The sequence below is a fragment of the Arthrobacter sp. NPDC056493 genome (genome assembly GCF_042795115.1).
Classification (GTDB): domain Bacteria; phylum Actinomycetota; class Actinomycetes; order Actinomycetales; family Micrococcaceae; genus Arthrobacter.
Genome location: NZ_JBHTSL010000006.1, coordinates 85,812 through 109,101 on the forward strand (window position 1 = coordinate 85,812; position 23,290 = coordinate 109,101).

Here is a 23,290-nt window from a genome sequence, read left to right on the forward strand (position 1 = left end):
TTACTTTCCACTATTGGGCACCCGCCTCGGGGCCTGGGTAGATCATTTCCTGAAGTTGTTTGAGGATGGCCGGCTTGTCCGCGGCGCTGCGGGTGCGGAAGCCGGTGTCCAGGGCGTGGGTTCCGAGCATCCAGCTGACGATCAGCAGCCCGTCCTTTTCCACAAATTTACCGGCCATGCCGCTGTCCTGCCGGATGCCGGCCAGCGAGGCCGCCGGGATGAACAGCGGCCGCGCGCCGGAGCGGTCCAGGAGCACGCCCTCCGGATGGATGGAGAGCTCGGCGTTGGTGCGGATGCCGAGGCCGTGCACGGCGATCCTGTCCAGCCAGTCCCCCGCGGTGGTGGAGGCCACGTACTGCCCGTCCGCCGAGAGCAACGGCTCGCCCAGGCCGGCAGGAACAGCCGGCAGCTGTTCGATGTCGGACTGCCGCCGCAGCCGGCTGCGCCAGCCGATCCAGATCAGGACAAAAACGACGGCGACGACCGCCAGCATCGCAAGTCCGGGAAGGACTTTTTCCATCAGTTGGCACCTGCTGCGCCGGCAACCGGTGCTTCCGACGGGTAGCGGTACGGCGTGTTGAGCTTGCCGTCCAGGACCGTGGGGTGGCCCTTGAAGAACGTGGCTACCACCTTGCCGGGGAGTTCCATGCCGCGGAACGGCGAGTTGCGTCCCATCGTTGCCATCGCGGAGGGATCCACGGTCCAGCGCGCGGCCGGGTCCACGAGGACGATGTTGGCGGGCTCGCCCTTCTCGAGCGGCCGGCCCTGGTCCGTGAGCCGTCCGATGCCGGCCGGCGCGGTGGAGGTGACCCGGGCGAAGTCGGCCCAGGTCATCAGGCCCGTCTCGATCATGGCGTGCTGGACCACGGACAGGGCGGTTTCCAGGCCGGTCATGCCCATGGCCGCCTGCGCCCACTCGCACTCCTTGTGCTCGCTCGGGTGCGGAGCGTGGTCGGTGCCGACGACGTCGATGGTGCCGTCGGCGAGGGCGGCGCGCAGTGCCTGGACGTCGTCGTTGGTGCGCAGCGGCGGGTTCACCTTGTAGACGGGATCGTAGCTCCGGACCAGGTCATCGGTGAGCAGGAGGTGGTGCGGGGTCACTTCGGCGGTGACGTTGATGCCGCGGCTCTTGGCCCAGCGGATGATCTCAACGGAGCCCGCCGTGGACACGTGGCAGACGTGGAGCCGCGAGCCCACGTGCTGGGCCAGCAGGACGTCGCGGGCGATGATGCTTTCCTCGGCCACTGCCGGCCAGCCGGTCAGGCCGAGGACGGCGGACACTTCACCTTCGTTCATCTGGGCGCCGGCGGTGAGGCGCGGTTCCTGCGCGTGCTGGGCCACGACGCCGTCGAACGCCTTGACGTACTCGAGGGCGCGGCGCATCAGGACGGGATCGTGGACGCAGATGCCGTCGTCGGAGAACATGCGGACCTGGGCGCGGGAATCGGCCATGGCGCCGAGCTCGGCGAGCTGCTCGCCGGCGAGCCCCACGGTGACGGCGCCCACCGGGCGGACGTCCACCCAGCCGGCGGCCCGGCCCAGACTGTGGACCTGCTCCACGACGCCGGCGGTGTCCGCCACCGGGGTGCTGTTGGCCATGGCGTGCACGGCGGTGAAACCGCCGAGGGCTGCGGCGCGGGTGCCGGTTTCCACCGTTTCGGCGTCCTCGCGGCCCGGTTCGCGGAGGTGCGTGTGGACGTCGACCATGCCCGGCAGTGCGACGAGACCGCCGGCGTCGATCACCGTGGCACCGTCCGCGGCGAGGCCGGTGCCCCGGGCCGTGATCACGCCGTCGCGGATGAGCAGGTCCACGGCGTCGCCGCCAAGGATCGCGGCGCCCCGGATAAGGTAGGTGGTTTCTTCAGCCATCAGTTGCTCTCCTTCAGGGTGGCGGCTGGTTCACGGGTGTCCCCGGAGAGCAGCAGGTACAGGGCGGCCATGCGGATCGAGACGCCGTTCTTCACCTGTGCGAGCACGGTGGAACGGGGCGAATCGGCGGCGGCCGCAGAAATTTCCAGGCCCCGGTTCATCGGACCGGGGTGCATGATGATGGTGTCCTTCAGGCCCAGGCGGTCCAGGGCGCGGAGCCTGTTGTCGTCGAAACCCCAGCGCCGGGAATACTCCCGGGTCGACGGGAAGAACGAGGCATTCATCCGCTCGCCCTGGACCCGGAGCATCATCACCGCATCGACACCCTTTTCCAGGGTCTCGTCCATGTCGTAGCTGATGCTGCAGGGCCAGCGTTCGACGCCGATGGGCAGCAGGGTGGGCGGCGCCACCAGGGTGACATCGGCGCCGAGCGTGCGCAGGAGCCAGACGTTGGACCGGGCCACACGGGAGTGCAGGACGTCGCCGGCAATGGCGACGCGCATGCCGCGCAGGTCCGCCCCCGTGGACGGCAGGCCGGAGAGCTTGGTCCAGTGCCGGCGCATGGTGAACGCGTCCAGCAGTGCCTGGGTGGGGTGTTCGTGGGTGCCGTCACCGGCGTTGATGACTGCCGCGTCAATCCAGTCGGTAGCCGCCAGACGGTGCGGTGCACCGGAGGCCCAGTGGCGGATTACGACGGCGTCAGCACCCATGGCGGACAGCGTCTGGGCGGTGTCCTTAAGTGACTCGCCCTTGGAAACCGACGATCCCTTGGCGGCGAAGTTGATGACGTCCGCGGAGAGCCGCTTGGCTGCGGCCTCGAAGGAAATGCGGGTCCTGGTGGAATCCTCGAAGAAGAGGTTCACCACGGTCCGTCCGCGGAGGGCGGGAAGCTTCTTGACCTCGCGCTCCCCCACGGTCGACATCTCTTCGGCGGTGTCGAGGATGCGGACGGCGTTGGCCAGGCTGAGGTCTTCGGTAGAGAGCAGGTGCTTCATGCGCCGCCCTCGATAACCACTTCGTTGACTGCCCGGCCGTCGACGGCGTCGGTCTCCTCGAGCCGGACCCGGACCTTTTCGGCGGAGGACGTGGGCAGGTTCTTGCCCACGTGGTCGGCGCGGATGGGAAGTTCGCGATGGCCCCGGTCAATCAGGACAGCCAGGCGCACGATGCGCGGCCGGCCGAGGTCCACGAGCGCGTCCAGGGCGGCGCGGATGGTCCGGCCGGAGTACAGGACGTCGTCGATCAGCACGACGACCTTGTTGTCGATGCCCGTCAGCGGCAGCTGGGTGCGGTGCGGCGGCCGGGTGGGCTGGTGGGAAAGATCGTCCCGGAACATGGTGACGTCCAACTGGCCAACGATCGCGGCGGCGTCCACGGCGGGATCGGCGGCGGCGATTTTCTGGGCGAGCCGGACCGCCAGCGGGTAGCCGCGGCGGGGAATGCCGAGCAGCACCAGATCCTGGGAGCCCTTGTTGGCCTCGAGGATTTCATGGGCGATACGAGTGAGGGCACGGTCAATGTCCGCCTGGTTGAGTACAACCCTGGCCGGAACCGGTGCCTGCGTGACAGAAGTCATCGCTCGTCTCCCCTTTCCCCGCCTCACGGGACGGAATTAAAAAAGGAACATTTGCCTTCCAAAATTACCACACGGGCGTCCGGCCGCCGCCCCGGCAGAGGGCGTCGTCCGTCACACCGTGCGGGGCCGGGGTTTCCCGCCAACCGCTGTGCTTTGTGCTTTGATGCCCACCGCCGGGCACATAGGCTCGTGTCTATGTCGATGAACCCGCAGCAGCGGCACTTCCCCGGGCCTGAGTCCCACGGACAGCCCGCGAATCCCAGCTGGATGGGGCACGTCCAGCCGCAGAACTACCGGCCGGCGCCCGGGCACGGCGGCGGCGCCGTGGACCAGGTGATCCCGGAGGCCGCGTCCACTGTGGCCGCCCGTCCGGGGGCCGGGACCCTGGGACTGGTTGTGGGCGGCGGGATACTCGCCTTTGTCAGCCTGTTCCTTGTGGTGCCCTTCCTCCTGGCCAGCACCGGCGTCACCGGCTTTGTCATCGGTTTTGTTGCGTCCCTGATCCCGCTGGCGGCGGTGCTGTTCGCCGTCGCCGTCATTGACCGGTGGGAACCCGAGCCCAAACGCCTGCTGCTGTTTGCCTTCACCTGGGGCGCGGCCGTGTCCATCGCCGTGACGCTGCTCATCCAGCCGGTCTTCGCCCTCGCCGCCCCGGCCACCGATGAGGCGTCTTTCCGCGACTTCATGACCACCGTGCAGGCGCCGGTGGTGGAGGAGTTCGCGAAGTCCCTGGGCCTGCTGTTGCTCCTCCTGTTCGCCCGCCGCAACTTTGACGGCCCCGTCGACGGCGTGGTGTTTGCCTTCACCATTGCCGGCGGCTTCGCGTTCACGGAGAACATCCTGTACTTCGGCCGGGCGATCGCCGAGTCCGGCACACCCGGCAGCGACCTTGTCGAGATCTTCTTCCTGCGAGGGGTGATGTCGCCGTTCGCGCATGCCATTTTCACCGGGACCACCGGCCTGGTCATGGGCCTGGCAGCGCGGCGCTGGCACTCAGGCATCTCGGTTCTTGCCTTCGTCGTGGGCCTGGTTCCGGCCATGATCCTGCACAACAGATGGAACAGCATGGGCCAGGACTTCCTGGCCCAGTACGTCCTCGTGCAGATCCCGATCTTCCTGCTCGCCGTGGCATGCATCGTGATGCTGCGGGTCGCGGAAACGCGCCTCACCCGGCAGCGGCTCCAGGAGTACGCCGCTGCGGGGTGGTTCGCTCCAGCCGAGGTGGATCTGCTTTCGAGTCCCGGAGGCCGCCGGCAGGCTGTGCGGTGGGCAGGGTCCTACAACAGGGGCGAGGAGATGAAGCAATTCGTCAAGGCGGCGACGCGGCTGGCCTTCACACGGCAGCGGATCCTCAGTGGTAGGGATGTGCCGTTGCACCAGCAGGACGAGGTGCAGCAGCTGCGCCACCTGACAGCGCTGCGGGCCGCCGTTCAGCAGTGAGGCAGCAAACACAAAGCCCCTGCCGGGTTTGAACCGGCAGGGGCTTTGTTGTGCTTGGGATGACCCAGCTCAGGCGAGCAGGGACGGCTTCAGTTGCTGAAGGCGCCCCAGGAGGCCGTTGATGAACGACGGCGACTCGTCGGTGGAGAGCGTCTTGGCCAATGCCACGGCCTCGCTGACGGCTACACCGTCGGGAACGTCGTCGTTGTACAGCAGTTCCCAGGTGCCGATCCGCAGGATGATGCGGTCAACGGACGGCATGCGCTCCAGGGTCCAGCCCTGCGAGTAGGTTTCCAGGAACTCGTCGATAGTGGCCTGCATCGACACCACGCCTTCGACGATCTCGAGGGTGTACGGATTGACGATCTGGTCGGTCCTCTCGCGGCGCGCACGCAGCACGTCGAAGGCCGAGACCGAGCGCTGCTCGGCTTCGAAGAGGACTTCAAGAGCCCTGTTGCGGGCTTTACCGCGGGCGCTCACTAGTCGTTGACCCGGCCCAGGTAGCTGCCGTCGCGGGTGTCGACCTTGACCTTGGTGTTGTTCTCGACGAACAGGGGCACCTGGATCTCGTAGCCGGTTTCGAGGGTGGCGGGCTTGGTGCCGGCGGACGAGCGGTCGCCCTGCAGGCCCGGTTCGGTGTAGGTGATTTCGAGGACAACGCTCGGCGGCAGCTCGATGTACAGCGGGTTGCCCTCGTGGATGGCGATGTTGACCATCTGGTTTTCCAGCATGAAATTGGTGGCATCGCCCACAGTGGCGCCAGAGACGGTGATCTGGTCGAAGTCCGAGGTGTCCATGAAGACGAAGTCGGCGCCGTCCTGGTACAGGTACTGGTAGTCGCGGCGGTCCACGGTGGCGGTCTCGATCTTGAGGCCGGCGTTGAAGGTCTTGTCCACTACCTTGCCGGACATGACGTTGCGCATCTTGGTGCGCACGAAAGCGCCGCCCTTGCCCGGCTTGACGTGCTGGAACTCGATGACGTTCCAGAGCTGGCCCTCGAGCTTCAGGACGGTCCCGTTCTTGATGTCGTTTGTGGTTGCCACTGGTTTCCTCTGGTTGTGTCTGACTGGTTCTTGCTGCCAGCTGTTATGCCAAGCGGGCTGCCGAACGGCGCGCCAGCGTGTGTTTATCAAAAATCCAGAAACTATTCTAGCGGAAAAGGCGGCCACACTTTTCGGGCCCCCTGGCGGCGCGGTATGAAGGCCGGCCAGAAGCGGTCGGAAAACCGGTCAGGAGGCCAGTTCGAAGACGTTTCTCGCCCGCTGCAGCGCGACCGTTGAGGAGTAGATGAGCGCGGCGTCGGCGGACTGCGCCACCCGGAGATCCAGCGCCCGGGTGAAGGATTCCACTGCGGCGCCGACGTTGCCCGCCGCAAAGTACGCCCGGCCAAGGTACTGGTGGGCGAGGGCCTCATTTGCCGTGCCGTGCGCTTCGGTGAGGAGCTGCCGGAAGAGCTCGACGGCACGGTCGTAGCGGTGGGAGACGCGCAGGACATCCGCTTCGTAGGCGCGCAGCCGGAACGATTCGGGGTCCTTGTACCGGGCCTCTGCCAGCAGTTCGGCCGCGTCGGCGGCGCGTCCCTCGACGAGCAGCACGAGGACCCGCTCGGCGGGATCGGTGGATGCCTGGAGCGCGGCGGCGCACGTCTCTTCGCTGGTGATTTCAGGAAGCAGCGATTCCGGGTTGACCCGGATCCCCGGGAATCCGCCGTCGGGCCATTCGGTCGTTCCGCTCTGGTCGTCGCGCATCAGGAAGCAATCTCCTGGTAGGCGGCGAAGAGCAGGGAGGTATCGGGCACGTCCAGGATCCCCGGCTTGGCGATTCCGTCGAGGACCACGAAGCGGAGCAGGTCGCCGCGGGACTTCTTGTCGCGGCGCATGCCGTCCAGGAGGCCCTGCCAGCGGTCGCGCCGGTAGGTCACGGGCAGCCCGAGGGATTCGAGGATGCTGCGGTGCCGGTCGGCGTCGGCGTCGCTGAGCCGGCCCACGCTGCGGGCCAGTTCGGCCGCGAACATCATGCCCACCGAGACGGCAGCGCCGTGCCGCCAGGAGTAGCGTTCCACGAGTTCGATGGCATGACCCAGGGTGTGGCCGTAGTTCAGGATTTCCCGGAGTCCGGATTCCTTGAGGTCCTCCGAAACGACGCGGGCCTTGACGGCGATGGCGCGCTCGATCAGCTCGCGCAGCACGTCGGAGCCCGGATCCGTGACGGCGTCCGGATCCTTCTCCACGAGGTCCAGGATGGCGGGATCGGCGATGAAGCCGCACTTGATGACCTCGGCCATGCCGGAGATGATCTCGTTCCGGGGCAGGGTCTTCAGCGTGTCCAGGTCCGTGAGGACGGCCGCGGGCGGGTGGAAGGAACCAACCAGGTTCTTGCCCTCGGCCGTGTTGATCCCGGTCTTTCCGCCCACGGCGGCGTCCACCATGCCGAGGAGGCTGGTGGGCATGTGGATGACCTTGACGCCGCGCAGCCAGGTGGCGGCCACGAAGCCCGCGAGGTCGGTGACAGCGCCACCGCCGACGGACACCACGGCATCGGAGCGGGTGAAATCGTTCTGACCCAGGACCTGCCAGCAGAACGCGGCAACCTGGATGTGCTTGCCTTCCTCGGCGTCGGGGATTTCCGCGGTGACGGCGGTGAAACCGGCGGCGGCCAGTTCATCCCGGACGGTGTCGCCGGTGAGCCGGAGGGCCCGTGGATGGATGACGAGGACGCGGCGGACGCGCTCCCCCAGCAGTCCCGGCAGGGTGCCGAGCAGGCCGCGGCCAACTACGACGTCGTAGTTGTCCCCGGCCGACTGGCCGGTGACCTTGATGACGGTTGATTCGCTCACTTTTCAACTTCCTGTTTCGCGGCAGCACTTCCGTTGGCTGCCGTCGTCGCGGTTTTGTTGATCTCGCGGGTATTGGTTTCGTGCGGCCCGCCGGCGGCGAAATCGCACAGTGCCGCCTCCAGCTTCAGGCCCAGCTGCGGCACGGTTCCCTGCCGGACATCCAGCACGATGTCCGCGAGGCGTTCATAGACCGGCTTACGGGTGGCAAACAGCGCCTCCCAGCGCCGGATGCCGTCCCCGGCCAGCAGCGGCCGGCCGGAGTTCTTGGCAATCCGGGCGGCGACGGTATCGGCGTCGCACTCCAGGTAGACCACCGTGCACCGCTCGAGCAGCTGCTGCGTGCCGGAGTCCAGGACCGAGCCGCCGCCCAGGGAAACGACGGTGGCGGTGCCGGCCGCGGCCTCGATGATGCGCGCAACTGTCCTGGCTTCGATCTCCCGGAAAGCACGCTCACCGCGGCCGGCGAAGATATCCGCAATGGACCCGTGGCCCTCCACGATGACCGCGTCGGTGTCCACGAACGGGGCGTCCAGCTGTTGCGCAAGCTGCTGCCCGATCGCCGACTTGCCGACCGCCATGGGCCCAATGAGCACAATGGGCCGGTCCCCTGCGGCGCAGGGTGTATTGCTCCGGGGCACTAGAGTCCGATCGTATCCAGCGACGCCGGAATGCTCTCGAGGTAGCCCTTGATGTTGCGGGCAGTCTCGGCCACGGAGTCGCCGCCGAACTTTTCGGTCACGGCCTCGGCCAGGACCAGCGCAACCATGGCCTCGGCCACCACGCCGGCAGCCGGCACCGCACAGACGTCCGAGCGCTGGTGGTGGGCCTTGGCCGCTTCACCGGTGCTGATGTCGATGGTCTTCAGGGCGCGCGGCACGGTGGCGATGGGCTTCATGGCGGCCCGGACACGCAGGACGTCGCCGATGCTCATGCCGCCTTCGATGCCGCCGGCGCGGTTGCTGGTGCGGATGATCCTGCCGTCAGCGTCCTTGACGATCTCGTCGTGGGCGGCTGACCCGCGGCGTGCGGCGGTGAGGAAACCGTCGCCCACCTCAACGCCCTTGATGGCCTGGATGCCCATGAGGGCGGCGGCCAGGCGGGAGTCCAGGCGGCGGTCCCAGTGGACGTAGCTGCCGAGTCCCGGGGGCAGGCCGTAGGCGAGCACCTCCACCACGCCGCCGAGGGTTTCGCCTTCCTTGTGGGCGGCGTCCACCTCGGCAACCATGGCGTCGGACGTTTCGCGGTCGAAGCAGCGCAGCGGGTCGGCGTCGAGCGCGATCACGTTGTCCGGCAGCGGCAGCGGACGGCCCTCGGGAACGGTCACGCTGGCGATGGACACGGTGTGGCTGACCAGCTCAATCCCCAGGTGCTTCAGGAACTGGGCGGCAACGGTGCCCATGGCAACACGCGTGGCGGTTTCGCGGGCGCTGGCGCGTTCCAGCACGGGACGGGCCTCGTCGAAGCCGTACTTCTGCATGCCGGTGAAGTCGGCGTGTCCGGGGCGCGGCCGGGTCAGCGGGGCGTTGCGGGCCTGACCTTCGAGTTCCTCGGGGGCCACCGGATCGGCCGACATGATCTGTTCCCACTTGGGCCATTCGGTGTTGCCCACCTGGATGGCGACGGGCCCGCCCTGGGTGATGCCGTGGCGGACACCGCCGAGGATCGTGACGACGTCCTGCTCAAACTTCATCCGTGCCCCGCGGCCGTAGCCGAGCCGGCGGCGGGCAAGGGCATCGGCGATCTGCCCGCTGGTGAGTTCAACACCTGCGGGGACGCCTTCAATAATTCCGACCAGTGCCGGGCCATGGGATTCACCGGCGGTCAACCAACGCAACATAAAAACCATCCTGCCATGTCTGGCGGTCAGGACACCCGCCGGGGTGCCCCGACTGCGTCGCACATCACATCTATGACTTCGGCACTTGCGGCCTCTGCCAGGCCGGTGAAATGGCGGACCTGCTCCACCGCCTGGTAGAGCAGCATTTCAAGGCCGGGGACCACTGTTCCGCCGCCGGCGTGCCAGGCGGCGGCGATTTTGCTGGGCCAGGGGTCGTAGGCAACGTCCAGCAGGACGCCGTCAGTGCGCCGTCCCAGGGCCGCCAGCTCTGCGGCCATTCCGTCGGCCGCCCGGGGCGGCAGTGTGGAGATTACGACGCCGGCACCGGCCATCGCTTCGACCGCACCATCGAGGGAATTGACGGTGATGTCCATGCCGAGTCCGCCGGCTGCGGCCCTGGCTTCTTCAGCCCGGGCAGTGTTCCGGACGTACAGGTCCACGGACATCGCACCAAGCTCCTGCAGGGCTGCCACTGCCGCGGCGGCGGTTCCGCCGCCGCCGAGAATGACGCCCGAGGAGCCGTCGGCCGCGCCGGCGTTGCGGAGGGCGTTAACGATCCCCGCAACGTCGGTGTTGTAGCCGACGCGCCGGGCGGCTTCCCCTGCGCCTTCGAACACCACGGTGTTGATGACGCCCAGGACCCGGGCCACGCCACGGACCTCGTCCACCTCGCTGACCATGGCCTTCTTCAGCGGCATGGTGACGGACAGTCCCCGCCAGCCGGGCTCGGCACGGACCGAGTCCATGAACGCCGGAAGTGACTCCTCGGTCACGTCGATGGCGGTGTAGCCAATGTCCGCTCCGAGCCGCGCATAAGCGGCAAGGTGCAGCGCCGGTGACTTCGAATGGCCGATGGGGTGCCCCAGGACGGCCGCCCGCAGGCTCATACGCAACGGCCCGGGTTGGCCTCACACCAGGCGTTGTACTGCTCGACGTAGCCGTTGTGCTCGGCCAGCGTCTTGGAGAACTTCGTCTCCTTGGTGTCGAGGTTGATGGTCACCCAGTACAGGTAGTCGTTCTTGTTGGGCTTCGCCGCGGCATCGATGGCGGTCTTGCCGGGCGAACCGATGGGCCCGGCGGGCAGCCCCTGGATGGCATAGGTGTTGTACGGGTTGGACTTGTCGGCCTTTTCGGCCTCGTCGATGTGGAAGGTCTTCTTGCCCAGGCCGTAGGTGACGGTGGCGTCGGACTGGATCAGGCCGTTGGTCTCCGTGTTGGTGGGTTTCAGGCGGTTGTAGATGGCGCCTGCCACGTCCTTGTACTCGGCCTGGCCGCCCTCTGCCTGCACGATGCTGGCGACGGTCACGACGTCGTACTGCTTGGCGGCATCCGTGACGCCCTGTGCCTTCAGTTCGTCCTGGGTGGCTTTGACCAGTTTGGTGAGGATCTCCTTGGCGGTGGATCCCAGCGGGAAGCGGTACTCACCCGGGGACAGGAACCCTTCCAGGTTCTTCGCCTTGGACGTAAGCCCGAACTGCTGGGGCGAATCACTGAGTGCCTTCAGCTGGGCCAGCGACAGCCCGGAGCCCTCCGAGATCGCCTGCAGCGATTCATCGATCCGCAGGCCCGCGCTGAGGGCGAAGTACATGACCTTCGCCTGGCCCTCGTTGAGGAGCACGGAGACGGCGTCGGAGTTCTTCATTTCCTGCTTGAACTCGTACTCCCCCGGGTTGAGGGTGCCGCCGGACGCGGTCAGGGCTGCCATGAAGGTTTCGGAGTTGGCCACGACCTTCGCGTCCTCGAGCTTGGCCGCGACGGACACCGGACCTTCACCCGGAACAACCGATACCTTGACCTGGCCGGTACCGGGGCCGGGATAGTCGGCCGGCTTGTCGTTCCCCAGCAGCGGCTTCAGGAACTGGGCGCCGACGACGGTTGCGGTGACGAAGAGCGCAAGGGTCAGCAGGAGCGCCACGAGGCGGCGCCGGCGCCGGACCTTCTTGGAGGGCCGTGCCACCGTGGCTGCCGTTTCGGCGCCGGCCAGGAGCTGGTGCCCCACGGCCTGCTGCTCGTAGTGCTCATGGTCCTCGTAGGTCTCGTGACTTACTGCGCCATGGTGCACGTCATAGTGGTGGCCATCCTGGTGGATGTCCGGGTGGACATCGTCGTGATGGATGTCCTCCGGGTGGCCGTTCGCAAATTCCGCAAAGTGCGGCGCGTCCTCTGGCTGGGCGCCGTGAACCTCGGGCGCCGTATCCATATCTGCAGGGTCCCCATGCACAGGGTCTCCGTGCACAGCGTGCTCGTTCACCGCTGCGTCGGCGTGTTCGGCGGGGTCGTGGATGGTTGGCGGAACCGGCGGAGCGTCGGGAACCTCGTCGGCCGGAAGCGGCTGGGCCGCCGGAACGTCGGCCGGAGGTGTGGCTGTTGCCGCCGTCCGGGGGCTGTCAGGACCGGAAGCCGCAGCCGATGACCCGGTCCGCTGTGCGGCGCCGACGCCAGCGTGCATCTCCTCACCGGACTCGTAGGCCTGCTCGGGCACGGCATCGCCGGACTCGGCGGTGATGGCCTTCTCGCGGGCGCGGATCTCCTTGCGTGTCAGGGGCCGTCCGGCGTCCGCGAAGGCGTCGCCGGAGGAGTCGTCACTGTTGACCGGGCTCACTGTAGCTGTCCATCCTCTGAAGATCGTGTTTCCTTTTCCGGGTCAGGCCGTTCAGCAGTATCTGCGGTGGCGTGTCCGGGCAGCCCCGTACGGGGAAGCGCGCGCACACGGCTCCCCACATCCGTTCCCCTGGCTTTTTGCATATCGATGGCGTGCTGCAATATTCCTGCAGCCGCAACCTGATCCACCACTTTACGGTGATTTTTGCTGCTCATGCCAGCTTCGTGAAGGTTGCGGTGGGCCGTGACGGTGCTGAGCCGTTCGTCAACGAGGTGCACCGGGACGTCCGAACCTGTGCGGTCCAGTTCGTCAGCGAGCAGCTGGGCGTACTCTGTGGCCATGCGGGCTGAGGCGTGTTCCTCGCCCTTCATGGTCCGTGGCAGGCCCACGAAAATCTGCACGGCCCCCCGGTCTGCCGCCAGGGCGGCAATGACCCTGACGTCCGAATTCTTCTTGGCATTACGGTCCAGCGTCTTCAGCGGTGTGGCGAGGATCTCGTCCCGGTCACAAATGGCGACGCCGACGCGGACAGTCCCCACGTCCACCCCCAGTTTGATGCCCCGGGGGTGGATGTGCGGCTCAGCGGAAGAAGTCACGGCTGGTTAGCGCCTGGTGACAGCATCGACGACGGCGGTCAGCGCGGCGCCGACCTTGGCGGCGTCGGTCCCGCCGCCCTGGGCCACGTCATCCTTGCCGCCACCGCCGCCGCCGAGGATTCCGGCGGCGAGCCGGACCAGGGCACCGGCCTTCACGCCGGCTTCACGGGCGGCTTCGTTGGTGGCCACCAGGATGACCGGGCGGTCATTGCTGACGCCGGCCACGGCAACCGTGGAGGCTTCGGATCCCAGCCGGTTGCGGAGGTCCAGGGCGAGACCGCGGATGTCGTCGGCGCCGCTGACCTGGCCGGCGTCGTGCGCGATGACCCGGACGCCGGCGGCGTCCACGGCGGTTCCGGCGAGCTGGGCGGCGGCAGCGGCGAGCTGTTCCTTGCGGAGCCGGTCGAGTTCCTTTTCGGTGGCCTTCAGCTTGGTGAGGGTCGCGGAGATGCGGTCAGCCAGCTGCCCCGAAGGCACCTTGAGCATTTCGGTGAGTTCGGTCACCAGGGCCCGTTCGGCGGCCAGGTGCCGGAAGGCATCCATGCCGACGAACGCCTCGACGCGGCGGTTTCCCGACCCGACGGACTGCTCGCCGAGCAGGGACAGGCTGCCAATGAGGGAGGTGTTGGACACGTGAGTGCCGCCGCACAGCTCGCGGGACCACGCGCCGTCGATCTCCACAACCCGGACTTCGCTGCCGTAGTTTTCGCCGAACAGCGCCATGGCGCCGAGGGCCTTGGCCTCGGCGAGGCCCATGACCTTGGTGTCCACGTGGAAGTTGTTCCGGATGGCGAGGTTGGAGACTTCCTCGATCTCGGACTTCGTGGCGGCGCTCAGTCCTTCACCCCAGGCGAAGTCGAAGCGCAGGTAGCCGGCCTTGTTGAACGAACCGCGCTGGGTGGCCTGCGGGCCGAGGATCTGGTGCAGCGCGGCGTGCACGATGTGCGTTCCGGTGTGCGCCTGCTCGGCAGCGTGGCGCCGTTCGCGGTCCACCGCAGCGCGGACCAGCGCGTCGGAAGCGATCTCGCCTTCGCGGACGATGGCCTTGTGCACGCTCAAGCCCTTGATCGGACGCTGGACGTCCAGGACCTCGACGACGAAGCCGTCGCCGGTGATCAGGCCGGTGTCGGCTGCCTGGCCGCCGGCCTCGGCGTAGAACGGGGTCTCGGAGAGGACCAGTTCGATCTCGTCGCCGGTGGCTGCCTGGGACACCTTGCTGCCGCCGCTGAGGATGCCGCGGACACGGGACTCGCCCTCGAGGTCGGTGTAGCCGGTGAAGATGGTTTCGCCTTCTGCCAGCAGTTCCTGGAAGGCGGAGAGGTCGGCGTGCCCGCCCTTCTTGCCCTTGGCGTCCGCCTGGGCGCGCTGCCGCTGTTCGAGCATGAGCTTGCGGAACTCGGGCTCGTCCACCTTCAGCCCGGCTTCCTCGGCCATTTCGAGCGTCAGGTCGATCGGGAAGCCGTAGGTGTCGTGCAGGGTGAACGCGTCGGCGCCCGAGAGGGGACGGCCGGCGGCCTTGGATTCGTTGACGGCGTCCTCGAGGCGGGCCGTGCCGGAGGCGATGGTGCGCAGGAACGCCTTTTCTTCGGCGTAGGCGATCCGGCTGATGCGGTCGAAGTCCGTGTCCACGATGGGGTACACGCCCTTCATGGCGTCGCGCGAGGCGGGCAGCAGGTCCGGCAGGCAGGCCTGTTCCACGCCGAGCAGGCGCATGGAGCGGACTGCACGGCGGATGAGGCGGCGCAGCACGTAGCCGCGGCCTTCGTTGGAGGGCGTGACGCCGTCGGCGATGAGCATCAGGGCCGAGCGGATGTGGTCACCGACCACGCGCATGCGGACGTCATCGGTGTGGTGCGGATCGTCCTCGGTCTCGGCGGAGGTGTATTCCTTGCCGGACAGCTTGGACGCCATGTCGATCACAGGGCGGACCTGGTCGGTCTCGTACATGTTCTCGACACCCTGCAGGATCATGGCAAGGCGTTCCATGCCCAGGCCGGTGTCGATGTTCTTCTTGGGCAGTTCGCCCATAATGTCGAACTCGACCTTCGAGCGGACGTTGTCGATCTGGTACTGCATGAACACGAGGTTCCAGATCTCCACGTAGCGGTTCTCGTCGGCGATGGGCCCGCCCTCGGCGCCATAGGCGGGGCCGCGGTCGTAGTAGATCTCCGAGCAGGGGCCGGCCGGGCCGGGCTGGCCGGTGGACCAGTAGTTGTCCGACTTGCCCATGCGCTGGATGCGTTCAGCGGGCACTCCGGTGTTCTTGAGCCAGAGTTCCTCGGCTTCGTCGTCCTCTTCGTAGACCGTCACCCACAGCAGCTCCGGCGGAAGTCCGTACCCGCCGTCGTCAACGCCCGTGGTGAGCAGCTCCCACGCGAACTTGATGGCGTCTTCCTTGAAGTAGTCCCCGAAGGAGAAGTTGCCGCACATCTGGAAGAAGGTGCCGTGCCGGGCGGTCTTGCCCACTTCCTCGATATCACCGGTGCGGATGCACTTCTGGACGCTGGTGGCCCGGGTGTAGGGCGGTTCCTCGCGCGCGGTCAGGTACGGGATGAACGGAACCATGCCGGCAACCGTGAACAGCAGGGAGGGGTCGCTTGAGACCAGCGATGCGGAGGGAACCGCCGTGTGGCCTTTGCTGACGAAAAAATCCACCCAGCGCTTTGTGATCTCCTGCGACTTCATGAGCTGATTACTTACCCTTCTTGGTTCACGCATGCTGGCGCGTGACGGTTTGATTCAGAGGCAGTCCCGGCGTTTGTGGGCACTGCAGGTTTTAATTCTCGCGCGTTTAGCGGCGGACGACGTCCTGGGATTCGACACCCAGCGCGCTGCGCAGGTCCGTTTCCCGTTCACGCATGCCGGCGCGGACGGCGTCGGCGAAGTCGTACACGCCGTCGGCGAGCCGGCCCACGGCCCGGTTCAGGCCTTCGGGTCCCAGCGCTGACCGCGCCTCGGTGACCTTGCGGAAGGCGATGACCCCAATGGCCACGCCGATTCCCATCCAGACAAGTCGTTTCATATCAGTTCTCCGGGTGGGCTTAGCGGCTGCGGCGGCCGGTGGCGGGCTTCTTGCGGGTGGCGAACGCGGAACGGACGCCGTAGCTGAACGCGGCCACCTTAATCAGGGGCGAACCTACAGTGGCGGCCACGAGGGAGGACAGCGCCGAGATGTTGGCCGAGGCATCCGAAACGTTGGAGGCGATGCCGTCCACTTTCTTGAGCTGCTGGTTGGTGGTGGAGACCGTTGCGGTGACCTCGTCCATGAGCGGGGTGGCGCCGTCACTGATGGAGCGGATGGATGTCCGCACTTCGTCGAACACCCGCCCCAGCTTGAGAATGGGCACAGCCAGCAACAGGACCAGGAGCGCAAATACCCCGGCCGCGATCAGGCCGGCAATATCGCCACCAGACATAGACGTTCATCTCCTTGAAACTCCGTGGAACTGTACCGGGCGTGCGGCGGCCGACGTGCTGCAGCCGCAAATGTCCCCCCAGTACCTTACATACAAAGCCCAGTACCTTACCTAAAGCTCAGTACCTTACATACAAAGAAGCCCGCGGCGCTTGCCACGGGCTTCTTTGGATACGCTGCCGGAATTTAGCGTGCGTAGAATTCGACGACGAGCTGCTCTTCGCAGGTCACGGGGACCTCGGAGCGCTTCGGGCGGCGAACCAGGCGGGCCTGCAGGGCGTCCAGCTTGACGTCCAGGTAGGCCGGAACCTGGGGCAGGACGTCGCGGTGCGCGCCGGCTGCTGCAACCTGGAACGGAGGCATGGTTTCGCTGCGGCTGTGAACGTGGACCAGCTGGCCCTCGCCGACGCGGAAGGACGGGCGGTCAACGCGGATGCCGTCAACCAGGATGTGGCGGTGCACAACCAGCTGGCGGGCCTGTGCGATGGTGCGGGCGAAGCCGGCACGCAGCACGAGGGCGTCGAGGCGCATTTCGAGCAGTTCGATGAGGTTTTCACCGGTCAGGCCCTTGGTGCGGCGTGCTTCTTCGAAGGCACGGGTCATCTGGGCTTCGCGGATGCCGTACTGGGCGCGCAGACGCTGCTTTTCGCGCAGACGTACGGCGTAGTCGGAGTCCTGCTTCTTGCGGGCGCGGCCATGCTCACCGGGGCCGTACGGGCGGCGCTCCATGTACTTGGCGGCCTTGGGAGTCAGAGCGATGCCGAGGGACCGCGAGAGGCGGGCCTGACGGCGAGCACGAGTGTTGTTAGCCACTTGTGTCCTTCCAATATCTGCGGCGTGTCAGTGTTACTGGCCTCCATCATGGAGAGCATCGGCCAACCGCTGCCTTTTGCTACTGGGCACAGGGCACAGCTCCGTCGAACTAGAATTCGGTGGATTGTGCGTCCGTGCCTTGCCAGACAAACATCCATCCTACCACGGCGGTCACTTCCCCCGGACGATCTTCCGCAGCCGTTCGAGCCGGACGGCAATGTCCCGCTCCGCGCCGTTGGCGGTGGGCTCGTAGTAGTCACGGCCCACGAGGTCGTCCGGCGGATACTGCTGGGCGGCCACCGAGTGCGGGGCATCGTGGGCGTACTTGTAGCCCACTCCGTGGCCCAGCTGCTTGGACCCGGGATAGTGCGAGTCGCGCAGGTGCGCGGGGATCCCGTTGCCCAGCCCCGCCCGCACATCCGCGACGGCCTTGTTGATGCCCATGTACGCCGCATTCGACTTGGGCGCCGTGGCCAGGTGGACCACGGCTTCGGCGAGCACGATGCGGCCCTCCGGCATTCCGATGAGCTGCACGGCCTGCGCCGCGGCCACCGCGGTCTGCAGCGCCGTCGGATCCGCCATGCCCACGTCCTCCGCGGCCGAAATCACGATGCGCCGGGCCACGAAGCGCGGGTCCTCCCCCGCCTCCAGCATCCGTGCGAGGTAGTGCAGTGCCGCGTCCACGTCGGACCCCCGGATGGACTTGATGAACGCGCTGGCCACGTCGTAGTGCTGGTCGCCGGCGCGGTCGTAGCGGACGGCTGCGGCGTCCAGGGCACGCTCGGTGTGCCGCAGCCCTACGGTGACCGGGTCAGTGGTGACGGTCTGGCCTGCGCCCTTATCAACTGTGCCGTCCGCGTCAGTGTCACCCTCCGCGTCAGTGTCACCCTCCGCCTCAGTGTCACCCTGCGGCGCACCGGAACTTTCGACGTCGTCCGCGTCACCGAACGCGACGCCGGCGGCGGCTTCCAGCGCCGTCAGCGCACGGCGGGCGTCGCCGCCGGACAGCCGCACGAGGTGTTCCAGGGCCTCGTCGCTGAGCCGGACGTTGCCGTTGAGCCCGCGGGGATCCTTGACGGCCCGCACCAGCAGGCCCTCGACGTCCGCGTCGGTGAGCGGCTTGAGCGTCAGGAGCAGGGAGCGGGACAGCAGCGGCGAGACCACCGAAAACGACGGATTTTCCGTGGTTGCCGCCACCAGAACCACCCAGCCCTTTTCGACGCCGGGCAGCAGGGCGTCCTGCTGTGCCTTGTTGAAGCGGTGGATCTCGTCGAGGAAGAGGACGGTGGTGGTCTTGTACAGGTCACGCGCGGTCAGGGCGTCGTCCATGACGCGGCGGACGTCCTTGACCCCGGAGGTGATGGCGGAGAGCTCCACGAACTTGCGCCCCGGCCCGCGTGCGATGACGTGGGCCAGGGTGGTTTTCCCGGTGCCCGGCGGCCCCCAGAGGATCAGTGAGCTGGGGCCGGCCGGACCGGCGGCGTCGGCACCTGCCGCCAGCTGCCGCAGCGGGGATCCCTGGCCCAGCAGGTGCTGCTGCCCCACCACCTCGTCCAGCGTGCGGGGACGCATCCGGACGGCCAGCGGGCTGCGCGGCTGCGTAGAACGGGCCTGCGCTGACCGCGACTGCCCGGAATCAGAGGCGTCGCCGTCGTTCCCGTCGTCGCTGTCCTGTGCCGCCGAACCAAAGAGATCATCCACATAGATAGGCTACTTCTAGATTCAAGACGAAAAATCCGGCCACGAAAGCAGGGAAGGACGCAATGCCAGGCAGCGGTCCGACGCAGGGACGTGCGGCGTCCACCAGGACGGCGTTCGTTCCCGGCCAGCGGCTGGCCGGCTGGGCTGAACGGTTCGCTGCCGGCCACGGTGACCTTGAATACGAGGATCACGACGACGGCGTGCGGCTGGCCGCCGCGGACGGCGCCACCGCCCTGCTGGTGGCGCCGTGGCCCGACGACGGCCGGCCCGGGCGGGGAGGCGGCCTCGTGGAACGGCTGGCTTCGCTGGCGTCCCAGCCGCGCAGGGTGGGCCTGCTCCTGATCCGCCGAGGAGGATACGGTGTGGCCGTCGTTAGCGAGGGGATCGTCCTCGCCGCCAAGACGGGTTCCAAATACGTGCAGTCCCGCACCGCCGCCGGCGGCCAGTCGCAGCAGCGGTTCGCCCGCCGCCGCGCCAACCAGGCAGACGCGATGGTGGAGGCGGTGGCGGAGCAGGCGCGGCTCGTGTTTGCCGGCCAGGCCTTCGAGTACATCCTCCCGGGCGGCGACCGCGCCCTGGCCGACGAAGTCCTGGCACTGCCCGCCCTGAAGCCCTGGGCAGGGCTGCCGCGCCTGGCCTACCTCGATGTTCCCGATCCGCGGGCGGCTGTCCTGAAGAAGGCCGCGGCGGACGCCTGCGCGGTACGGGTGACGGTGACGGACCCGCCCACTTAGTGCAGCTGCCGGCCGCCGATTCGATGGTTCCCTGCCCACAAGACGTTGCGGAACGTCGAGTGGGCACGGAACCGTCGAAACGGAGCGGCGCGGCCTACTCCTCGGGTGCCAGCGTCACCGTGACCCCGTTGAGGTCCCGGCTGAATCCCACCTGGCAGGAGAGCCGCGAGCCGCATTCCCGGTAGCCCTCGGCCTCCGCGAGCAGCTCGAGTTCGTCCTCGCTGCGTTCCGCCAGGGTGTCGAAGACCTCCTGCGCCAGGAACACATGGCAGGTGGCACAGGAGGCGGTGCCGCCGCACGATGCCAGCACGGGCAGGTCGTTGTCCCGCAGGGCCTCCATCATGCTCTGGTCCGGCTCCCATTCAAGGTCATGGGTGGCGCCTTCGCGGTCGACGACGGTCAGTGTGTTGCTGGTCATGCTGGTGTTGGTCATGTCAGGTTCCTTAGGATCGGGCTGCTGCGAGGTCAGCGTCGGAGTGCTTGGGGGTGCCGGAAACGGCTTCGGCGAGAGGGATGTCGGAGTCAGCGGCCAGTCGCGGGTCGATCCGGGCCCCTTCGGCGATCAGCCGTTTGGCCGTGCGGAAATCGGCCAGGTTGGCGATGGTGTCGACGGCGGCCAGCCGGCCGTCGCGGAGGTAGACCACCGAGAATTTTCCGATGGAGGGTTCGCCGCGGACGATCACCTGATCCGCGGGATGACGGACGCCTGCGGTCTGCAGCCTGACACCGTGCTGGACGGTCCAGAACCAGGGAATTTCCGGTTCAGCGGCCGCCTGGCCGGTGACGTGCGCCGCCACCCGGTCTGCCTGTGCCAGTGCGTTCTGGATGCACTCGAGCCGCTGGCTGGCGCCGTCGATGGGACTGGTGAACCGTGTGACGTCGCCGCTGGCGTAGATCGCAGGATCGGAGGTCCGGCCGTCGCCGTCCACGAGGATGCCGTCCCGGCAGTCGAGGCCGGCGTCCGCAGCCAGCTCCTGGTTGGGCAGGACGCCGATGCCGGCGAGGACGACGTCGGCAGGAAAGACGGTGCCGTCGGCGACGGTCACGCGTTCGGCCCGTTGTCCGCCGTCGATCGACGTGACCGCGGCGCCGAAGACGAACCGGACCCCGTGCCGCCCGTGGAGCTGTTCGAAGTGGTGCGATACGTGGGCTGAGGTTACCCGGCTCATCACGCGGTCCTGGAATTCGAGCACTGTCACCTCACAGCCCGTCGCGGCCGCGGCTGCGGCCACTTCCAGTCCGATGTATCCGGCGCCGATGATGGCCACCCGGGCTCCCGGGACCAGCAGCCGCTTGAGTTCGAGCGCGTCATCCCGGGTCCGCAGGGATCTGACGCCGGGAAGACCGGCACCCGGCACCGTGAGGGGCCGCGCCCGTGAACCCGTGGCGATGACAAGCCGGTGGTAGGCCTGCCGCGTCCCGTCGGAAAGCAGCACTGTCCGGGCGCCCCTGTCGATGGACTCCGCAGAGACGCCGGCGAGCCTGACGATGCCCTTGTCCGCATAGAACTTGTCCTTGCGGAGCACGGATGACTCGTTGGGGGCGCCGTCCTTCAGGAGTTCCTTGGAAAGCGGCGGCCGTTCGTAGGGCAGTCCGCTCTCCCCCTCGATGAGCAGAATGCCGCCTTCCCAGCCGCGGGTACGGAGCCCGGCGGCGACAGCGACGCCGGAGTGACCCGAGCCGACGATGACCACCGGGTCTGTGGTCTCGGTGCTCCATTCATCGTTATGCATCGGCCTGCTCCAGCCTCACGTGGAGGCGCTCCGGGCCCGAGTTGGTCAGGTTGTTGCCGCGCACGTACTCGATGGGTTTGGCCGGATCCAGCGTGAGCGACCCCAGCTTTTCCGCGAGGAGCCTCACTGTCACCAGGACCTCTAGCCTCGCAAGGGGCGCACCGAGGCAGCTGTGGACCCCGTGCCCGAAGCCCAGGTGGCCGTCGGTGTTGCGGTCGATGTCGAAGCGCTCGCCGTCGGGGTACTTGCTGCTGTCCCGGTTCGCTGCGGCGGGGAGCAGTCGGACAATGGCGCCGGCAGGAATCGTCACGCCGGCAACCTCCACCTCCGCCGTGGTGATCCGACTGGCCCGCTGGACGGTGCCGCGGTAGCGGGCCAGTTCCTCGACGAAGAGGTTCGCGTCGTCCGGGTTCCGGCGGATCCTCTCCAGCAGCTCCGGCTGCTCGCTGAAGACCCGGAACGCGTTGGCCAGCAGGATGGTGGTGGTGTCATGGCCGGCGACGAAGACGAAAGCGCAGAGCTCCTTGGCTTCCTTCTCGCTGAGCTGGCCTGCCTTCCACATCCGGGCGATGTGCCCCCCAACGGAGTCGCTCTCCTCGCGGTACAGGCGCTCCATGGTGGCTTTGAGGTAGGCGAAGAACTCGAAGGTGCTCTGCTCGTCGGTGCCCGTGCCCTGGGCGTTGCGGGCCAGCCGGCCGAAGTAGCTGAAGGTCTCATCGGACCAAAACTTCATCTTCTCGAAGTCCTCGGCAGGAACGTCCAGCAGGGCGCTGATGGTGGACATGCTCAGCGGGATGGCGTAGTCATCCACGGCGTCCCCGCCGCCAGCGGCGAGCATGGGCGCCAGGTACTTTTCCGCGTTCTCCCGCACCCGGTCCTCAAAGCGCGCGATGGCCTTGGGGGTGAAGGCCTGCGCCACCACTTGGCGGAGCCTTGTGTGGTTGGGGGCGTCGAACAGCGTCAGGAACGTCAGCGGGACCGGGTCCACAACCTGCGAGGAGAAGACTTTCGGTGCCCGCATGGCCCGGCGGACGTCGTCGTACCGGGAGATGAACCAGACATCGGACACGGGTGAATGGGCACGGAGCACCGGAGCGTTTTCCCGCATCCACTGGTAGTGGCGGTAGGGATCACCCTGGGTCCCGTCGTCGACCACCTTGAAGGGCGCCATGCCCGTGGGCCAGTCAAGTTCGTGCGAATACGGGGGAAGAGTTTCTGTCAGTGGGCAAGACATCATCGTCCTTCTTTCGGGTTGGCTTCGGCGCATTCCGATGTGATCCGCCTCTCACTCCACAGTGCGGGATCCGCCGCACCCGCCCCCACGGGTCTTCCGTTCATCGGTTGCGAAAGTCTGCCGCGTCTTCTGGAGCGGCGGATTTCAGCGCGCGGGAGATCCCGTGCGCAGCGGTCAGCAGGGCGGGGACGATCACCGGAACCGCCGCGTCCTGCCGCGGCACGATGGCGTTGAGCGCCGCAGCGACCGTGTTGCCCGGCCCGAAGACGGGCACGGCGATGCCCGTCCATTCCGTGACACCAATGCCGGGCAGAGCCACGTGGCCGCGCTGCCTGATATCCGCCAGGTGCCTCCGGATGAGGGCAGGGTCGGTGATGGTCTCGGAGGTCACGGGCGCTAACGGCTTCGAGAGTACCCCGGCCTGGAGCGCCGGCGGGGAGAAGGCCAGCAGCACCAGGCCGGACGACGCCGCGTGGATCGGCATCCGCTGGGCAATGTGGGCCGCGTCCAGGCTGGAATGCGGCGACGAGAGCCGTTCCACGTACAGCACGGTCCCGTGGTCCAGCACGGCCAGGGTGGTGTGCTGGTGGACGGCAGCCTGGACGTCCTCCATGAACGGCAGCGCCAGCTCGCGAAGGTTCAGGGCACGCGAACCCCGGGCAGCGAGTTCCCACATCCGCATCCCGGAGCACAGGTTCCCGTCCGGCAGCCGCTCAATCAGGCCGTGGAGGACCAGGTCATCGACGAGCCGGTGTGCCGTGGTCAGCGGGAGGCCGGCGCGGCGGGCAAGGCCGGAGAGAGTCATGGCCGGCAGGTTCCGGTCGAAGGCACTCATGAGCCGCACCACGCGGCTGATGACGGATTCCCCTGAGGAAGAGTTGGCCACGGCGGTCTCCGGCCCGGC

The 23,290-nt window shown here is 67.6% G+C and carries 24 protein-coding genes; 2 read left to right on the forward strand and 22 right to left on the reverse strand.

Going from position 1 to position 23,290, the window contains the following annotated elements:
- Positions 1-10: 10 nt before the first annotated feature.
- The 4 genes from ACFQ50_RS04315 to pyrR are packed head-to-tail and all read right to left on the reverse strand — an operon-like array spanning position 11 to position 3,445.
- A complete protein-coding gene (locus ACFQ50_RS04315; protein WP_377994279.1) occupies positions 11-520 on the reverse strand; it encodes a hypothetical protein in 510 nt (169 codons plus the stop codon).
- Positions 520-1,869 carry a dihydroorotase gene (locus ACFQ50_RS04320; protein ID WP_377994280.1) on the reverse strand — a complete coding sequence of 450 codons (1,350 nt, stop codon included), beginning with the start codon at positions 1,867-1,869 and terminating at the stop codon, positions 520-522. The genes ACFQ50_RS04315 and ACFQ50_RS04320 overlap by 1 nt, the downstream gene beginning before the upstream one ends.
- On the reverse strand, positions 1,869-2,864 hold the full coding sequence (locus ACFQ50_RS04325; protein ID WP_377994281.1) for an aspartate carbamoyltransferase catalytic subunit: 996 nt from the start codon (positions 2,862-2,864) through the stop codon (positions 1,869-1,871). The genes ACFQ50_RS04320 and ACFQ50_RS04325 overlap by 1 nt, the downstream gene beginning before the upstream one ends.
- A complete protein-coding gene (gene pyrR, locus ACFQ50_RS04330; protein ID WP_377994282.1) occupies positions 2,861-3,445 on the reverse strand; it encodes a bifunctional pyr operon transcriptional regulator/uracil phosphoribosyltransferase PyrR in 585 nt (194 codons plus the stop codon). Before pyrR ends, ACFQ50_RS04325 begins: the two co-directional genes overlap by 4 nt.
- 195 nt (positions 3,446-3,640) lie before the next feature.
- Here pyrR and ACFQ50_RS04335 point away from each other — a divergent pair, with 195 nt between their 5' ends.
- Complete coding sequence (locus ACFQ50_RS04335; RefSeq protein WP_377994283.1) at positions 3,641-4,885, forward strand: PrsW family intramembrane metalloprotease; 1,245 nt, start codon at positions 3,641-3,643, stop codon at positions 4,883-4,885.
- A gap of 69 nt (positions 4,886-4,954) precedes the next feature.
- On the opposite strand, the gene nusB is transcribed toward ACFQ50_RS04335, so the two are convergent.
- The 14 genes from nusB to ACFQ50_RS04405 form a co-directional block, all read right to left on the reverse strand.
- Complete coding sequence (nusB, locus tag ACFQ50_RS04340) at positions 4,955-5,365, reverse strand: transcription antitermination factor NusB (protein WP_003800750.1); 411 nt, start codon at positions 5,363-5,365, stop codon at positions 4,955-4,957.
- Complete coding sequence (gene efp / locus ACFQ50_RS04345) at positions 5,365-5,928, reverse strand: elongation factor P (RefSeq protein ID WP_377994284.1); 564 nt, start codon at positions 5,926-5,928, stop codon at positions 5,365-5,367. The genes nusB and efp overlap by 1 nt, the downstream gene beginning before the upstream one ends.
- Positions 5,929-6,114: 186 nt before the next feature.
- The gene (locus tag ACFQ50_RS04350) at positions 6,115-6,633 is read right to left on the reverse strand and encodes a tetratricopeptide repeat protein (protein ID WP_377994285.1); all 519 of its coding nucleotides are present in this window, start codon (positions 6,631-6,633) and stop codon (positions 6,115-6,117) included.
- Positions 6,633-7,721, reverse strand: a complete 1,089-nt coding sequence (gene aroB / locus ACFQ50_RS04355; protein ID WP_377994286.1) for a 3-dehydroquinate synthase — start codon at positions 7,719-7,721, stop codon at positions 6,633-6,635. The genes ACFQ50_RS04350 and aroB overlap by 1 nt, the downstream gene beginning before the upstream one ends.
- Positions 7,718-8,359 (reverse strand): shikimate kinase, encoded by a 642-nt coding sequence (locus ACFQ50_RS04360; RefSeq protein ID WP_377994287.1) that lies wholly within the window; start codon positions 8,357-8,359, stop codon positions 7,718-7,720. The genes aroB and ACFQ50_RS04360 overlap by 4 nt, the downstream gene beginning before the upstream one ends.
- Positions 8,359-9,558, reverse strand: coding sequence for a chorismate synthase (gene aroC / locus ACFQ50_RS04365; protein ID WP_377994288.1), 1,200 nt, complete (start codon positions 9,556-9,558; stop codon positions 8,359-8,361). Before aroC ends, ACFQ50_RS04360 begins: the two co-directional genes overlap by 1 nt.
- 26 nt (positions 9,559-9,584) lie before the next feature.
- Entirely contained in the window at positions 9,585-10,445 is an 861-nt protein-coding gene (locus ACFQ50_RS04370) for a shikimate dehydrogenase (protein WP_377994289.1), read from the reverse strand.
- On the reverse strand, positions 10,442-12,160 hold the full coding sequence (gene mltG / locus ACFQ50_RS04375; RefSeq protein WP_377994290.1) for an endolytic transglycosylase MltG: 1,719 nt from the start codon (positions 12,158-12,160) through the stop codon (positions 10,442-10,444). Before mltG ends, ACFQ50_RS04370 begins: the two co-directional genes overlap by 4 nt.
- Entirely contained in the window at positions 12,157-12,756 is a 600-nt protein-coding gene (gene ruvX / locus ACFQ50_RS04380) for a Holliday junction resolvase RuvX (RefSeq protein WP_377994291.1), read from the reverse strand. Before ruvX ends, mltG begins: the two co-directional genes overlap by 4 nt.
- Before the next feature lie 6 nt (positions 12,757-12,762).
- Positions 12,763-15,441, reverse strand: coding sequence for an alanine--tRNA ligase (gene alaS, locus ACFQ50_RS04385; protein WP_377994292.1), 2,679 nt, complete (start codon positions 15,439-15,441; stop codon positions 12,763-12,765).
- A 106-nt stretch (positions 15,442-15,547) separates the two neighbouring features.
- Entirely contained in the window at positions 15,548-15,778 is a 231-nt protein-coding gene (locus ACFQ50_RS04390; RefSeq protein ID WP_377994293.1) for a DUF6167 family protein, read from the reverse strand.
- A gap of 19 nt (positions 15,779-15,797) precedes the next feature.
- Complete coding sequence (locus ACFQ50_RS04395) at positions 15,798-16,172, reverse strand: DUF948 domain-containing protein (RefSeq protein ID WP_003800727.1); 375 nt, start codon at positions 16,170-16,172, stop codon at positions 15,798-15,800.
- A gap of 185 nt (positions 16,173-16,357) precedes the next feature.
- Entirely contained in the window at positions 16,358-16,984 is a 627-nt protein-coding gene (gene rpsD / locus ACFQ50_RS04400) for a 30S ribosomal protein S4 (RefSeq protein WP_215049997.1), read from the reverse strand.
- 171 nt (positions 16,985-17,155) lie between these two features.
- Positions 17,156-18,685, reverse strand: a complete 1,530-nt coding sequence (locus ACFQ50_RS04405) for a replication-associated recombination protein A (protein ID WP_377994294.1) — start codon at positions 18,683-18,685, stop codon at positions 17,156-17,158.
- Between the two features lie 62 nt (positions 18,686-18,747).
- Here ACFQ50_RS04405 and ACFQ50_RS04410 point away from each other — a divergent pair, with 62 nt between their 5' ends.
- On the forward strand, positions 18,748-19,419 hold the full coding sequence (locus ACFQ50_RS04410; RefSeq protein ID WP_377994295.1) for an acVLRF1 family peptidyl-tRNA hydrolase: 672 nt from the start codon (positions 18,748-18,750) through the stop codon (positions 19,417-19,419).
- A 94-nt stretch (positions 19,420-19,513) separates the two neighbouring features.
- On the opposite strand, the gene ACFQ50_RS04415 is transcribed toward ACFQ50_RS04410, so the two are convergent.
- The 4 genes from ACFQ50_RS04415 to ACFQ50_RS04430 form a co-directional block, all read right to left on the reverse strand.
- The gene (locus tag ACFQ50_RS04415) at positions 19,514-19,852 is read right to left on the reverse strand and encodes a 2Fe-2S iron-sulfur cluster-binding protein (protein WP_377994296.1); all 339 of its coding nucleotides are present in this window, start codon (positions 19,850-19,852) and stop codon (positions 19,514-19,516) included.
- A gap of 10 nt (positions 19,853-19,862) precedes the next feature.
- Positions 19,863-21,152: an NAD(P)/FAD-dependent oxidoreductase gene (locus ACFQ50_RS04420; protein WP_377994297.1), complete on the reverse strand. Its 1,290-nt coding sequence runs from the start codon at positions 21,150-21,152 to the stop codon at positions 19,863-19,865.
- Complete coding sequence (locus ACFQ50_RS04425) at positions 21,145-22,386, reverse strand: cytochrome P450 (RefSeq protein WP_377994298.1); 1,242 nt, start codon at positions 22,384-22,386, stop codon at positions 21,145-21,147. The genes ACFQ50_RS04420 and ACFQ50_RS04425 overlap by 8 nt, the downstream gene beginning before the upstream one ends.
- A 100-nt stretch (positions 22,387-22,486) precedes the next feature.
- Complete coding sequence (locus ACFQ50_RS04430) at positions 22,487-23,272, reverse strand: IclR family transcriptional regulator (RefSeq protein ID WP_377994299.1); 786 nt, start codon at positions 23,270-23,272, stop codon at positions 22,487-22,489.
- Between the last annotated feature and the right edge of the window lie 18 nt (positions 23,273-23,290).